This is a genomic window from Polaribacter gochangensis (genome assembly GCF_046224025.1).
Taxonomy (GTDB): Bacteria; Bacteroidota; Bacteroidia; order Flavobacteriales; family Flavobacteriaceae; genus Polaribacter; species Polaribacter gochangensis.
In genome coordinates this window covers 741,549-756,620 of sequence record NZ_JBJXRF010000002.1, presented here as the reverse complement: position 1 = coordinate 756,620, position 15,072 = coordinate 741,549, and the positions used below count along the sequence as shown (strand labels likewise).

At 32.5% G+C, this 15,072-nt stretch carries 15 protein-coding genes and 1 tRNA gene; 11 read left to right on the top strand and 5 right to left on the bottom strand.

Translation table 11 applies throughout. The features are described from left to right. The first annotated feature begins 62 nt into the window (after positions 1–62). From ACEWL1_RS08685 to ACEWL1_RS08670, 4 genes are read left to right on the top strand one after another with little or no spacing between them, the layout of a single operon-like run. Positions 63–755, top strand: coding sequence for an ABC transporter ATP-binding protein (locus ACEWL1_RS08685; protein ID WP_409232905.1), 693 nt, complete (start codon positions 63–65; stop codon positions 753–755). Between the two features lies 1 nt (position 756). Beyond that, positions 757–1,989: an ABC transporter permease gene (locus tag ACEWL1_RS08680; protein WP_409232904.1), complete on the top strand. Its 1,233-nt coding sequence runs from the start codon at positions 757–759 to the stop codon at positions 1,987–1,989. Between the two features lies 1 nt (position 1,990). Next, entirely contained in the window at positions 1,991–3,235 is a 1,245-nt protein-coding gene (locus ACEWL1_RS08675) for an ABC transporter permease (RefSeq protein WP_409232903.1), read from the top strand. Between the two features lie 13 nt (positions 3,236–3,248). Then, the gene (locus ACEWL1_RS08670) at positions 3,249–4,361 is read left to right on the top strand and encodes an efflux RND transporter periplasmic adaptor subunit (RefSeq protein ID WP_409232902.1); all 1,113 of its coding nucleotides are present in this window, start codon (positions 3,249–3,251) and stop codon (positions 4,359–4,361) included. Positions 4,362–4,415: 54 nt separating this feature from the next. Here ACEWL1_RS08670 and ACEWL1_RS08665 read toward each other — a convergent pair whose 3' ends face one another. The 3 genes from ACEWL1_RS08665 to ACEWL1_RS08655 all read right to left on the bottom strand — a co-directional run bounded on the left by ACEWL1_RS08665 (position 4,416) and on the right by ACEWL1_RS08655 (position 7,381). Then, on the bottom strand, positions 4,416–5,168 hold the full coding sequence (locus ACEWL1_RS08665; RefSeq protein ID WP_409232901.1) for an acyloxyacyl hydrolase: 753 nt from the start codon (positions 5,166–5,168) through the stop codon (positions 4,416–4,418). 65 nt (positions 5,169–5,233) lie between these two features. Next, positions 5,234–6,121, bottom strand: coding sequence for a 3-hydroxyacyl-CoA dehydrogenase family protein (locus ACEWL1_RS08660; protein ID WP_409232900.1), 888 nt, complete (start codon positions 6,119–6,121; stop codon positions 5,234–5,236). 300 nt (positions 6,122–6,421) lie between these two features. Further along, positions 6,422–7,381, bottom strand: a complete 960-nt coding sequence (locus ACEWL1_RS08655) for a Gfo/Idh/MocA family protein (RefSeq protein WP_409232899.1) — start codon at positions 7,379–7,381, stop codon at positions 6,422–6,424. A 136-nt stretch (positions 7,382–7,517) separates the two neighbouring features. Here ACEWL1_RS08655 and ACEWL1_RS08650 point away from each other — a divergent pair, with 136 nt between their 5' ends. Further along, positions 7,518–8,159, top strand: a complete 642-nt coding sequence (locus ACEWL1_RS08650) for a protein-L-isoaspartate(D-aspartate) O-methyltransferase (protein WP_409232898.1) — start codon at positions 7,518–7,520, stop codon at positions 8,157–8,159. A gap of 181 nt (positions 8,160–8,340) precedes the next feature. On the opposite strand, the gene ACEWL1_RS08645 is transcribed toward ACEWL1_RS08650, so the two are convergent. Further along, complete coding sequence (locus ACEWL1_RS08645) at positions 8,341–8,868, bottom strand: KdsC family phosphatase (RefSeq protein WP_409232897.1); 528 nt, start codon at positions 8,866–8,868, stop codon at positions 8,341–8,343. A 79-nt stretch (positions 8,869–8,947) separates the two neighbouring features. Continuing rightward, the gene (locus ACEWL1_RS08640; RefSeq protein WP_409232896.1) at positions 8,948–9,649 is read right to left on the bottom strand and encodes a Rossmann-like and DUF2520 domain-containing protein; all 702 of its coding nucleotides are present in this window, start codon (positions 9,647–9,649) and stop codon (positions 8,948–8,950) included. 182 nt (positions 9,650–9,831) lie between these two features. On the opposite strand from ACEWL1_RS08640, the gene ACEWL1_RS08635 reads away from it, so the two are divergent. The 6 genes from ACEWL1_RS08635 to ACEWL1_RS08610 all read left to right on the top strand — a co-directional run bounded on the left by ACEWL1_RS08635 (position 9,832) and on the right by ACEWL1_RS08610 (position 15,053). Then, positions 9,832–11,241 (top strand): MATE family efflux transporter, encoded by a 1,410-nt coding sequence (locus tag ACEWL1_RS08635; RefSeq protein ID WP_409232895.1) that lies wholly within the window; start codon positions 9,832–9,834, stop codon positions 11,239–11,241. A gap of 36 nt (positions 11,242–11,277) precedes the next feature. Beyond that, positions 11,278–12,432 carry a trans-sulfuration enzyme family protein gene (locus ACEWL1_RS08630; RefSeq protein ID WP_409232894.1) on the top strand — a complete coding sequence of 385 codons (1,155 nt, stop codon included), beginning with the start codon at positions 11,278–11,280 and terminating at the stop codon, positions 12,430–12,432. Between the two features lie 38 nt (positions 12,433–12,470). Further along, on the top strand, positions 12,471–13,055 hold the full coding sequence (locus ACEWL1_RS08625; protein WP_409232893.1) for a TMEM175 family protein: 585 nt from the start codon (positions 12,471–12,473) through the stop codon (positions 13,053–13,055). Continuing rightward, entirely contained in the window at positions 13,052–13,768 is a 717-nt protein-coding gene (gene bshB1, locus ACEWL1_RS08620) for a bacillithiol biosynthesis deacetylase BshB1 (RefSeq protein WP_409232892.1), read from the top strand. The genes ACEWL1_RS08625 and bshB1 overlap by 4 nt, the downstream gene beginning before the upstream one ends. Before the next feature lie 55 nt (positions 13,769–13,823). Then, positions 13,824–13,899: transfer RNA gene (locus ACEWL1_RS08615), tRNA-His, on the top strand. A 224-nt stretch (positions 13,900–14,123) separates the two neighbouring features. After that, on the top strand, positions 14,124–15,053 hold the full coding sequence (locus tag ACEWL1_RS08610) for a threonine/serine dehydratase (protein ID WP_409232891.1): 930 nt from the start codon (positions 14,124–14,126) through the stop codon (positions 15,051–15,053). Positions 15,054–15,072: the final 19 nt, after the last annotated feature.

Below are 15,072 nucleotides of genomic sequence, written 5' to 3'. Positions count from 1 at the left end.
ATAACATTAATAGCTTTTACAAAAGTTGGGTAATTGCTTTTGTTAAAAATGAACTAATTCATATGATAGAAATAAAAAAACTACACAAATCTTATCCAATCGGAAAAGATTCTTTACATGTTTTAAAAGGAATTGATTTACATATTAAAGAAGGTGAATTTGTTTCAATTATGGGGTCTTCTGGATCTGGGAAATCTACATTATTAAACATTGTTGGTCTTTTAGATGAACACGATGAAGGAGAATATTTTTTAAATGGTCAGTTAATAAAAAACTTAAACGAAAAGAAAGCAGCAATTTTAAGAAATAAATTTCTAGGATTTGTCTTTCAATCATTTAATTTAATTTCCTACAAAACTGCATTAGAAAACGTAGCATTGCCATTATATTATAAAGGAATTCCTAGAAAAGAACGATTAAAAACGGCAATGGAATATTTAGATAAAGTAGAATTAAAAGATTGGGCAAATCATTTACCAAATGAATTATCGGGTGGACAAAAACAACGTGTTGCCATTGCAAGAGCCTTGGTAACACAACCAAAAGTTGTTTTGGCTGATGAACCAACAGGAGCGTTAGATTCTACCACTACAGATAATGTGATGGATTTGCTAAGAGATATTAATAATGAAGGAATGACCGTTTTTGTAATTACGCACGAAGAAGAAGTTGCTGCGCAAACCAAAAGAGTTGTTAGGTTAAAAGATGGTGTTATTATTAGTGACGAGTTAACGAATCAAGCCAAAGCCGTATAATATGTTCGATTTAGATCGTTGGAGAGAAATTTTTCAAAGCATCAATAAAAACAAGTTACGTTCTGTAATGTCTGGTTTTACAGTAGCTTTTGCAATTTTACTTTTTACCTTATTATTTGGTATTGTAAGCGGACTGAGTAATACTTTTAAGGATGCATTTGCCGATGATGCAGCTAACTTTATGTCTGTAAGAGTTTGGAAAACAACCAAACCTTTTAAAGGATTACAAACCGGTAGAAGAATTCAATTAAAAAATAAAGACTTAAATTTTGTTAAAGACGAATACGATTCTAAAATTGAACACTTAACAGCAAGAGTTAATAGAAATGTAAATATTTCGTATAAAAATAAACAAGATAATTATAGTTTACAAGCAGTACATCCTGATCATCAGTTTTTAGAAAAAACAATTATTGAGGAAGGTAGATACATTAACCAAAGAGATTTAAGAGAAAGAGCAAAAGTTATTGTTATTGGACGTTTGGTTAAAGAAGATTTATTTGGAGAAAAACCTGCTTTGGGTAAACGTATAAATGTTAGCGGAATATCATATCAAATTATCGGTGTTTTTTCTGATGAAGGTGGAGATAATGAGGAGCGTAAAACTTTTATGCCTGTTACAACTGCACAAATGATTTATGGTAATAATGATCATATTAGCCAGATTGTTATTGGATACAATCCAGATTTAAGTTTAGATGAAGCCATTGCTTTTGGAAATAAAATGGAACGTGATTTAAGAAAACAATTAGACATTCATCCAGATGACCAAAGTGCTTTATCTATTAATAACATGGCAGAAGCAAACCAAGGTGTTGGTGTCTTTGTTATTGCATTGTACTTTATTGTCATTTTTATTGGATCCGGAACTCTAATTGCAGGAATCATTGGAATTAGTAATATTATGATTTTTGTAATTAAAGAACGCACCAAAGAATTTGGAATTCGAAAAGCTTTAGGAGCAAAACCAGCATCAATTGTAGGTATGGTGGTGCAAGAATCTGTTTTAATTACAACAATTGCAGGATATTTAGGTTTATCACTCGGAACCTATATTTTAACATTCATAGGTGATAGTTTAGAAAAGGATTACTTTATTAAAGACCCAAGTGTAAGTCCCGGAATTGTCATAGGAGCAACTATTGTTCTGATTTTGTCAGGATTAATTGCAGGATATGTTCCAGCAAAAAGAGCAGCAAGTATTAAACCAATAGTAGCATTAAGAGCAGACTAAGATGAAATTTTTATTTGATTCAGATACATGGCAAGAAATTTACGGAAGTATCCGTAAAAACAAAATGCGAACAGCAATTACTATTATTGGTGTATTGTGGGGAATTTTCTTGTTGGTTGTTTTATTAGGAGCGGCAAGAGGTATAGAAAATAATTTTAATAAAATATTTGGGAGCTTTGCTACAAACAGTGTTTTTGTTTGGACACAAGCTACTGACACACCATTTAAAGGGTTTCAAAAGAATAGAAGATTTAGTTTAACCTTAAGAGATGTTGAAATTTTAAAAAGCGAGTATCGTAATGAAATTAAATTATTGGCTCCAAGAAACCAAACTTCTAATTTAATTATTAAAGGCTTTAAAACGGGTACTTTTCAGGTTAGTGGAGATTACCCTGTTTTAGATAAAATTCAGAAGAAAGAGTTACTATATGGACGTTTTTTAAATGACAACGACATTCTATCTTATGCAAAGGTATGTGTGATTTCTGAAGAAATGTACAAACAGTTGTTTGAGAAAAATGAGTTTCCAATTGGTCAACTTGTTAAGATAAATAGTATCAATTATAAAGTAGTTGGTGTTTATAAACGGTCTAACGGAATTAGTTTTGATGGCGATTCTGCTTACATTCCATTTACAACTTTTCAAAAAGTATACAATACCGGGAATAAAATTGATTGGATGATGATTACTGCCAATGAAGGAATTGATATTGAGCAAATGGAGACAGATGTTCTATTAACCTTAAAAAACCTACACAAAGTACATCCAGAAGATAAAAGAGCATTTGGTAGTGTAAACCTTGGAGTAGAAATAGGGAAAGTAACAGGCTTTTTAACTGGAATGCAATTTCTAACATGGTTTGTTGGTATTGCAACATTAATTGCAGGAGTTTTTGCAATTGGTAACATCTTATTAATTACAGTAAAAGAACGTACAAAAGAAATCGGAATTAGACGTGCACTTGGAGCAACACCAATTAGTATAAGAAGACAAATTGTTTTAGAATCTGTATTCTTAACAACAGTTGCAGGAATGTTAGGCATTGTCTTCGGAGCATTAGTGTTGTTTGGAATTGATAAAATGGTTGGAAGCGGAGATGATGCCGTATTGATAAACCCAACAGTAAACATTCCAATTATTTTAATAGCATTTTTAACATTAACCGTATTAGGATCTTTAATAGGATTGATACCCGCCTACATGGCAACAATAGTGAAACCAATAGAAGCATTAAGAGAAGAATAAACAAGAAACAATTATGAGTAAAAGAGCAAAAATTATTTTAGCAATTATAGCAGTATGTTTTATTGCTGCACTTATTTGGTTCGGTAAAAAGAACAAAACAAATATTATAGAATTTGAAACTGAAACAGCTTTCACTACAACAATTGTTAAAAAAACTGTAGCAACTGGTAAAGTTGTACCGTTAGAAGAAGTAGAAATTAAACCTCAAATTACAGGAATTATTGACGAAGTTTTTGTGTTAGAGGGAGCAATTGTTAAAACAGGAGACCTAATTGCAACAGTTAGAGTTGTACCAAACATCGCCTCTTTAAACAGCGCAACAGGTAGAGTAAAATCTGCAAAATTAAGTTATAACAACGCAAAAGTTTCTTACGATAGAAATAAAAACTTATTGAATAAAGGTGTCATTTCTCGTCAAGAATTTGAAGCTACTGAATTGAGTTATAACAATGCAAAGTTAAATTTAGCGAATGCTGAGTCTGATTTAGAAATTATTAGAAAAGGTTCTACTTCTGGATTAGGAAAAACGACAAACACAAACATTAGAGCTACAGCATCAGGTATGATTTTGGAGATTCCTGTTAAAAAAGGATATCAAGTAACGCAAACAAACGACTTTAATGCAGGTACTACAATTGCTAGTATTGCAGACATGACAAAAATGATTTTTGAAGGAAAGGTTGATGAGTCTGAAGTTAGTAAACTAATTGTTGGAACAAAAATAGAGGTTTCTTTAGGAGCGATTGAAGGAAAGAAATTTCCTGCAGTATTAAATTTTGTTGCACCAAAAGGAACAGAAGAAGGCGGAGCAGTACAGTTTAAAATTAAAGCAGATGTTACCTTAGATAAAAACAATTTTATTAGAGCTGGTTACAGTGCAAATGCTGATATTGTTTTAGAAAAGAAAGAGAATATTTTAGCGATTAAAGAAGCTTTATTGCGTTTCGATAAAAAAACAGAAGAACCTTATGTTGAGGTAAAAGTAGGAGATAAGTTCGAAAAAAGAACTGTAAAACTAGGAACTTCTGATGGCGTAAATGTTGAAGTACTTTCTGGTGTTACTAAAGAAGATCAAATCAAGATTTGGAACAAAGCTTCTAAAAAAGATGAAAATAAGAATAACTAATTCTTGAAATTAGTAAGAATAAAAAGAGAAAATTCTAATTAGAATTTTCTCTTTTTATTTTATTGCATATTGAACTCCAAATCCAGTACTAAAAATATTATAGCCGCTATTTGGCATTTGAAAATTAAAATTAGAAACATGTCCAACTCCACCAAAAAGTTGAATAGAAATTTTATTATTTAACTGCAAATCCAACCCTATATTTCCGTTTTCTATAAAAGTAAAACCTTTAGCCAAACGCTCTGTTTCTGTATCAATATAACTGAATCCTAAACCGGCTTGTAAAAAGATGCTTAGGTTTTTACAGAGTTGTTGCTTTGCTTCTAAAGTGAATTCTACTGCAGTAATAGAAAGATTCTTTAACCGTGTAAAGCGTTGTCGTTTCTCTATATAATTGTCTTCTTCTGGTCGTACAAATTGCTCATTATACAATTGGTGTTTTACAAATTGAATTTGAGGCTCTAGAATCAAAGAAACCTCCATCGTTTTGAGTTTTGTTATCGGAAAATAGAATTGCCCTTTTACAGTGTTTGTTCTATAGAAATAATCGGCATCATCAAACAAAAAATTGTTTTCGTTTCCTTGCGATAATTGTATGCCGTATTTAGCTACGGTAAAGAAACTCTTGTCTGATTTTTGTGCGTAAGATGTAGCAATCAAACAAACAAAAACGAAAGTAAAACTTATTATTTTTTTATAAAAACAAGCTGTCATTCCGAATGAGGTACGAAGAGGAATCTCACAAAAATTGTTTTGAATTTTATGAGATTCCGCAATCGCTAAAAAACGCTCATTTCGAAATGACATTTCGTTTTTGTTTTCAAGTTAAAAGTGTCATTTCAGACAAATTTTATTAATTTTTTGATTGTAGTTTATGCAAATTGCTTTGCTACTTTTTCCGCACGTCTGTTCTCAGAATAATCATAAAAACCTTCGCCAGATTTAACACCTAATTTTCCTGCCCTAACCATATTTACTAATAACGGACAAGGTGCGTATTTTGGATTTTTAAATCCGTCGTACAATACATTTAAGATTGACAAACAAACATCCAATCCAATAAAATCTGCCAATTGCAAAGGTCCCATCGGATGCGCCATTCCCAACATCATTACCGTGTCAATTTCTTTAACGCCGGCAACATCGTTGTACAACGTTTCAATAGATTCGTTAATCATTGGCATTAAAATTCTGTTGGCAACAAAACCAGGATAATCATTTACTTCAACCGGAATTTTATTGATTTTTTTTGCCAAATCAACCGTAAATTTCATCACTTCATCAGAAGTATTATAACCTCTAATAATTTCCACCAATTTCATAATTGGCACAGGATTCATAAAATGCATTCCAATTACTTGTGCTGGTCTTTTTGTTCCCGCAGCAATTTGAGTAATTGAAATTGAAGAAGTATTTGTCGCTAAAATGGTATCTTCTGGACAAACTTCATCCAATTCTCTAAAAATATTAAGTTTTAAAGCTACATTTTCTGTTGCAGCTTCCACAACCAAACTTGCATACTGCACACCAGCTTTGATAGAAGTGTAGGTGGTAATATTATTTAATGTATTGTTTTTATCAGCTTCAGAAATTTTTTCTTTAGCAACCATTCTATCTAAATTCTTGGTAATAGTTGCAATTCCTTTTGCCAAAGCAGTTTCAGAAATATCTATTAATTGCACTTGAAATCCAAATTGAGCAAAAGTATGCGCAATTCCATTTCCCATTGTTCCTGATCCGATTACAGCGATGTTTTTCATGTATGTATTATTTAAAAATTTGTTACTCAAAGATTAAGAATGCGCTTTCAATTTTTCAATCTTTTAATTATTCTAATATTTTTTTGGGCGTTTTAACGGGCTTTCGCTACTCGCTTTTTTTAGCTTTGTTCTTTATACAAATTTATTCATTCTTCATAAATTCACTCAAACTAACAACTAAAAAAGAGCTCAAACAACCCGCTCAATCCCTAACGCACTTGTTTATTTTATGATTTACAAAAACGATAAACTTTGTCTTTAGCTTTGCAACTTAGTCACTTTCAAACTTTGCAACTATTATTAAAAACAATCAATAATTCGTTGAGCAATTCGCAAAGCTTCTGTTCCTTGTGACAAAGAAACAACCGGAGTTGTATCATTATTAATGGCATCAGCAAACGATTCTAATTCGTCTAAAATGGCGTTGTTTTCTTTTACTTCCGGATTGTCAAAATAAATTTGTTTTTTAACGCCTTCAGCATTTTGTAAAATCATGGCAAACTCATCTTGATGTTCGGGAACATCTTTCATGCGAACTACTTCTGATTTTTTTTCTAAAAAATCTACAGAAATATAAGCGTCCTTTTGAAAGAATCTCGATTTACGCATATTCTTCATTGATATTCTACTTGCCGTTAAATTAGCAACACAACCATTTTCAAATTCGATTCTTGCATTGGCAATATCTGGCGTTTCACTAATCACAGAAACACCACTTGCGTGTACATTTTTTACAGGTGATTTTACAACACTTAAAATAATATCAATATCGTGAATCATTAAATCCAATACCACCGGAACATCTGTTCCTCTTGGATTAAATTCTGCCAAACGATGCGTTTCTATAAACATTGGCGATTCGATCATATCTTTTACCGCAGTAAATGCAGGATTAAAACGTTCTACGTGACCAACTTGACCACGAACATGTTTCTGACTTGCTAATGTTCTTATAGCTTCTGCTTCTAAAACTGTTTTTGTAATTGGTTTTTCAATAAAAATATGACAACCTTTTTCTATGGCTAATTTTGCACATTCGAAATGTGATAAAGTCGGAGTTACAATGTCGATGACATCAACTTCGTCAATTAAACTTTCTACAGAATCAAACAATGTATATCCAAATTCTTCTGCAACTTTTTGTGCGTTTTCTGTAAATGAATCGTAAAAACCTACTAATTCGTATTTATTTGATTGTTGTAATAAGCGAAGATGAATTTTCCCTAAATGACCAGCGCCAAGAACACCTACTTTTAGCATATAAAATATATTTTTGTGTTAAATGTTGATTTTCAGCAAAGAAAAAAGCCAAAAATAAATCGTTAACAAAGATACACTTTTATAGCTATTTTTTTAGATTTATTACTACTTTTAGAACTCCAAACTAAAGATAGAATTGAAAGACACTCATAAACATCAAGGACTTAGAAAACAGCTAGCTAACGTGTTAGAAGCAAAAGGAATTACCGATAAAAATGTGTTAGATGCTGTGTGTAAAATTCCACGACATTTGTTTATCGATTCTAGTTTTGAAGCGCACGCATATCAAGATAAAGCATTTCCGATTGCTGCCGAGCAAACCATTTCTCAACCGTATACCGTTGCTTTTCAATCACAAACACTAGCAATAAAACCAGGAGATAAAGTGTTAGAAATCGGAACAGGTTCTGGATATCAAACGGCTGTTTTATTAGAAATGAAAGCAGAAGTATATTCGATTGAACGTCAGAAAGAATTGTTTAAAAAGACCTCTTTATTCTTGCCAAAATTAGGGTATAGAGCAAAGAAATTAATTTTTGGTGATGGTTATAAAGGTTTGCCAGAAATTGCACCTTTTGATAAAATCATTGTAACTGCTGGTGCACCTTTTGTTCCGAAACCTTTATTGAGTCAATTAAAAGTGGGAGGAAAGTTATTAATTCCAGTCGGAGAATCCACACAAATAATGACGTTGTTTATCAGAAAATCTGCCAAAGAATTTGAAAAACACGAGTTGGGAGATTTTGCTTTTGTGCCGATGTTAGAGGAAAAGAATTAATCGATACCAATGTGAGTTCTGTTAAAAGGAAATAATTATAAAACGCAAGTTCTTGATTATTTTTTATAAGACTTCTCGATACAATTTTTCTTCATTCTTCAGAAAAATCACTCGAAGTGACAGTCAGTTCTAAAACTTCAATTTACCTTAGATAAACAAATCAACAATTACACACAATTTTTTAATTATAGTTCGCATCAAAATTTCCATCCCATTTTCCTTGAACGCGTAAAATTTGTTCGATAATATCACGGACACAACCTTCGCCACCTTTTTTGTAGGAAATATATGTAGAAATTTTTTGAATCTCTGGTGCTGCATCATTCGGGCAACATGGCATTCCGACTAATTTCATCACTGGATAATCTGGAATATCATCGCCCATATACAATACGTTTTCTGGTTGTAAATTGTATTTTTCAACCAATTCGTTGTATTGTTTTATTTTATCATGCGCGCCTAAATAAATGTCTTTAATTCCCAAGCCTTTTAAACGAGTTCTTACACCTTCGTTATTTCCACCAGAAATAATACATACATTTAAACCAGCATCCACAGCCGTTTTTAATGCATATCCGTCTTTAATATTCATATGTCTAACTAGTTCTCCGTTCGGAAAAACAGTTACGATTCCGTTGGTTAAAACACCATCAACATCAAAAATTAGTGTGTTTATTTGTGGCAAATATTCTTTATAACTTTTTTCCATATCTTAATTTAATTTGTCTGTTTGAGCGGAGTAGAGAACTCATATAACCTCTCTACTCAGCTCGAGGAGACATTTTATTTTACTCAATTGAGTTCTGAATTGACTTTGTAAGCAATTGATATATTTTTTGTTGCTGCAAATTTAAATTTTCTAAATGATTTTGTATGGTTTGCACATCGTTTCTTTTTGCCGGACCCGTTTGTGCATCTTTTGGTGAAATTGACTGAATTTTCTTAGCAGTTTCTTCAATTAATGGATATAAAATTTCAAAAGGAATCTTATTTTTCTCGCAAATATCATTTGCAATTGTATACATATAATTGGTAAAATTATTTACAAAAACAGCCGCAACATGTAGTTTTTTTCGTTGTTCTGAATCAACTTGATAGATTTTTTCTCCAATTGATTTTGCGACATTTTCTAACAAATTAAAATCATCTTTCTGTGAAGTTTCTAGGCAAAACGGAATCTCATTAAAATTGATGATTGCATTTTTTGTAAACGATTGCAACGGATAAAAAACACCTTTTCGATTTCCTGCAATTGCATTGATGTCAACTGCACCAGAAGTGTGAACAATCAAACCATTTCTATTTTTAATTACATTAGATACATATTGAACTGCATCATCAGAAACCGCAATAATAGTCACGTCAGAACTAGGAATAGTTGATAATTTTCTAGAATTAAATTGCGTCACACTAATATTTGCTGCTTTAGAAAAAGCACTATACAAATGTGTTGCCACGTTTCCGTTACCAAGAATTGCTACTGAAATCATATCTAGCGAAGATATTGAAATTAATTTTCAACAATTAGATTATTAAAAATATTTTTGCATATTTGCAGTCTTATGATTGTTTAAATAGACTTCAGTTTTCGTCGTTTCTAACACGACCCAAAATTATCAGCATTGAAATATCTTTTCAAAGCTGACTTCTATTATTATATATTTTAAGTATTATGTCACAAAACAATCAATTTACCATAAAAAATATCTTTCAACTTTTTAAAGACGCCGTTAGCGGAAAAGAACAAGATTTTACAACAGGAAGCATCCGAAAAGCAGTTTTTCTATTATCCATTCCGATGATTTTAGAAATGCTGATGGAGTCAATATTTGCTTTGGTTGATATTATGTACGTTTCTAGGGTAAGCGTAAACGCTGTAGCAACGATAGGTTTAACAGAATCTGTAATTACCTTAGTATACGCAGTCGCCATCGGATTAAGTATGGCAGCAACCGCTGTTGTTGCAAGAAGAATCGGAGAAAAAGATGTTGTAGGTGCAAATCAAGCAGCCATACAAGTCATTATTTTAGGCGTTGTCATCGCTATGATAATTAGTGTTATCGGAATTCTATATCCGAAAGAAATCCTTGCATTAATGGGAGCAGAACCTGATTTAATTGAAGAAGGTTTTGGCTATACAAAAATTTTATTAGGAGGAAACATCACCATTATGTTACTGTTTTTAATCAACGCTATTTTTAGAGGCGCAGGAAATGCTTCTATTGCAATGTGGACGTTGATTTTATCAAACGGACTGAACATTATTTTAGATCCAATTTTTATATTCGGATTTGGTCCGATTCCAGCGTATGGTGTAGAAGGAGCAGCGATAGCAACAACAATTGGTAGAGGAACTGCTGTGGTTTGGCAATTAATTGCATTGTTTTATGGTTTTGGAAAAATTAAAATTGCCGTAAAAGATGTGGTGATTCGAGTTTCTGTAATGATTAATTTGATCAAAGTTTCTTTAGGCGGAATAGGACAATTTTTAATCGGAACTTCTAGTTGGGTTTTCTTGATGAGAATCATGTCAGAATTTGGAAGCGAAGTGTTGGCAGGGTATACAATTGCAATTAGAATAATGATGTTTACGTTGATGCCAGCGTGGGGAATGAGCAATGCGGCAGCAACACTGGTTGGACAAAATTTGGGAGCAAAAAAACCTGACAGAGCAGAAAAATCAGTTTGGAAAACAAGTAAATACGCAGCATATTTTATGGGATTTGTTTCTATCATTTATATGGTTTTTGCTTCCACTTTTTTAAATTGGTTTAGCGATAATCCTGAAGTGGTAAAAAACGGAACCTTATGCTTGCAAATTATTGCAGCAGGTTATGTTTTTTATGCATACGGAATGGTTGTGATTCAATCTTTTAATGGTTCTGGTGATACAAAAACGCCGACGTATATTAATTTTGTTTGCTTTTGGTTGTTTCAATTGCCGTTTGCTTATATCGTTGCGATACTATTTGAAGCTGGACCAATTGGTGTATTTTTATCCATTACGTTTGCAGAAATCCTAATTGCAGTCATCGGAATTTGGCTCTTTAAAAAAGGAAAGTGGAAAACGGTGCAAGTGTAATTGTTTTCTTAATTTAGCTAAACTAATTTTTACACAATGAAGAAAAATAACAACTTAGGAATCAATACCATTTGCACACACATTGGAGAAGTTAAAGACGAGCAATTTAAAGGCGCAATTTCGCCAATTTATATGTCGACTTCGTATGAGTTTGATAATGTTGATGTAAAGCGATATCCGCGTTATTTCAACACACCAAATCAAGAAATGTTATGCAAGAAAATTGCAGCTTTAGAAAAAACTGAGAACGCTTTGATTTTCGGATCTGGAATGGCAGCTGTTAGTACAACATTATTGGCTTTTTTACACAAAGGAGATCATGTTGTTTTGCAACAAACCTTGTATGGAGGAACCTATAATTTTGTAGTAGAAGAGTTTGATAAATTCGGAATTGAATATTCGTTTACAAAAGATTTATCCATTGAATCTTTTCAAAAAGAAATCAAAGAAAATACCAAAGTATTATACATAGAAACTCCATCAAACCCACTTTTAACGATAACTGACATGCAATTGGTTGCTAACTTGGCAAAGCAAAACGGAATTATAACGATGATTGATAATACGTTTGCATCACCAATAAATCAAACTCCAATTGATTTCGGAATTGATATTATGTTGCACTCTGCAACAAAATATATGGGCGGACATTCAGATATTTTAGCCGGAGCAGTTGCTGCTTCTAATGAACATATTGACAAAATTTGGAACATCGCAAAAAACTTAGGCGGAAGTTTAAGTGATTTTACCGTTTGGATGTTAGAACGCAGTTTAAAAACGATGAATTTACGTGTAAAACGTCAAAGTAAAAATGCGTTGAAAATGGCAAAATACTTGGATAAAAATGAATCAGTTGCTAATGTATATTATCCTGGTTTAAAATCGCATCCAGATTATGCATTGGCAAAAAAACAAATGAACAATTTTGGAGGAATGTTGTCTTTTGAATTGAAAGAAAACATCAATGCAATGGATTTTATGAATAATTTATCGTTGATAAAACCATCCATGAGTTTGGCTGGAGTAGAAAGCACGATGTTAAGTCCAACTCAAACTTCCCACGCATTATTATCTCCAGATGAAAGAGAAAATCAAGGAATAAAAGACGGATTGATTCGGTTTTCAGTCGGAATAGAAGAAACCAAAGATTTAATTGCCGATATTGAGCAGGCTATTAATAGTTTGTCGTAAACCTGTTATCAACTAAGAAATATTTTAAAACAAAACAAATGATAAAAGGAAGATTAGAAGCATTTACAGATGGCGTTTTAGCCATTATTATTACCATTATGGTGCTTGAATTAAAAGTGCCACATGGCGGAGAGTTTAAAGATTTACAACCGTTGTTTCCTGTTTTTGGTAGTTATATTTTAAGTTTTATCTATGTTGCCATTTATTGGAATAATCATCATCATATGATGCAAACGGTAAAACATGTTACTGGAAAAATTCTTTGGGCAAACATGCATTTATTATTTTGGTTGTCTTTAATTCCGTTTGTTACTGGTTGGATGGGTGAAAATAATTTTACAACTGCTACTGTGTTTTCTTATGGAATTGTTCTACTTGGAGCAGCAATTGCTTATTTTATATTGCAAAGTTTAATTATAAAAAGTCAAGGTAAAACATCAATTTTAGCAAAAGCATTAGGTAAAGATTATAAAGGAAAAGCATCACCAATTTTATACATAATTGGTATTGTTTCTTCTTTTTTTAATATTTGGATTAGTGGTGCAATTTTTATCATTGTAGCAATTATGTGGTTAATTCCTGATCGTAGAATTGAAAAAGCACTTAAAAAAGAAGAAAAATGAAACTAGATATATTAGCGTTTGGAGCACATCCAGATGATGTTGAATTAGGTTGTGGAGCAACCATTGCCAAAGAAATTTCTTTAGGGAAAAAAGTCGGAATTGTAGATTTAACTCGTGGCGAATTAGGTACTCGAGGTTCTGCGGATTTACGAGATAAAGAAGCTGCAAAAGCGGCAAAAATATTAGGAGTTTCGGTTCGTGAGAATTTGGGTTTTGCTGATGGATTTTTTATCAACGATAAGAAACATCAACTAGAAGTTATAAAAATGATTCGTAAATACCAACCAGAAATGGTGCTGTGTAATGCGGTTGATGACCGGCATATAGATCATCCAAAAGGAAGTAAATTGGTTTCTGATGCGTGTTTTTTAAGCGGATTGATAAAAGTAGAAACGGAATTGAATGGAAAAAATCAACAAAAATGGCGCCCAAAACAAGTGTATCATTATATCCAATGGAAAAATAGTGAACCTAATTTTGTTGTTGATGTAACTGGTTTTATGAATGCAAAAATTGAATCGGTAAATGCCTACAGTTCACAATTTTTTGATCCGAATAGTAAAGAGCCAGAAACGCCAATTACAAGTAAAAACTTTACTGATAGTATAGAATACAGAGCCAAAGATTTAGGGAGATTAATTGGCGTAGAATACGCAGAAGGTTTTACCACAGAACGTTACGTTGCTGTAGAAAATTTAGGAAAATTAATTTAGCTTTTCTTTTGTTGTAAATTAAAAAATGAATTATATTTGCACCCGCAAGTTACATGGTGGTTGTAGCTCAGTTGGTTAGAGTATCGGTTTGTGGTACCGAGGGTCGCGGGTTCGAATCCCGTCTTCCACCCAAAAGCAAAAAGCTTCTCTTTTTTAGAGGAGCTTTTTTTGTATGTTACATTTATGAAGAAAAGGGATGAGAAGTTTATCTTGAGCGGAGTCGAAAGGAATCCCGTCTTCCACCCAAAAGCAAAACCTTTTCAGAAATGAAAAGGTTTTTTTGTGCTTCAATTTTTTATTCTTTCATCATATTTTATAGTTCTTATTTTTTACATTTGGATAAATACTTATTTCTATGCAACATTTATTGAACGTTTACAAAAGAATACAACCACATATTCACAAAACTCCAGTATTGCAATCAAGATTATTAAATGAAGCAACAGGTGCACACGTATTTTTAAAATGTGAAAACTTTCAAAAAACGGGGTCCTATAAAACTAGAGGAGCAAGTAATGCCATTTTAAATTTAACTGAAGCACAAAGAAGTAAAGGTGTTGTAACACATTCTTCTGGAAATTTTGCTCAAGCTTTGTCATTAGCCGCTAAAAACTTAGGTGTAAAAGCTTATATTGTAATGCCTTCTTCTGCTCCAGAAATTAAAAGAAAAGCGGCATTAGATTATGGCGGAATCATAACGATTAGCGGGCCAACTTTGGCAGAAAGAGAAATGGCCTCAAAGAAGATTGAAAAAGAAACTGGAGCAACTTTTATTCACCCTTCTAATAATATTGATGTAATTGACGGACAAGGAACTGCATGTTATGAATTGCTTCAATCAGCATCAGATTTGGATTATGTCATTGCACCAATTGGTGGTGGTGGTTTGATTGCAGGAACGTGTTTATTCGCAAATGCTTTTTCTCCATCTACAAAAGTAATCGGAGCGGAACCTTTTGAGGTTGATGATGCGTATCGTTCTTTGCTAAGCGGTAAAATAGAAACCAATGAAACAACAAATACGGTTGCAGACGGATTGAAAACACAACTAGGAAATCATAACTTTCCAATCATTTTAAATCATGTAGACCAAGTAATTAGAGTTACTGAAGATGAAATTATCTCGGCCATGCGTTTTGTTTGGGAACGCATGAAAATCACGATTGAACCATCTAGCGCTGTTGCTGTCGCAGCAATTTTTAAAGAACCAATTTTGTTTAAAAATAAAAAAGTGGGTGTTATTATTTCTGGCGGAAATGTAGATGTAACAAAACTTCCTTTTTAAAAAAGAATGTCATTCCCAT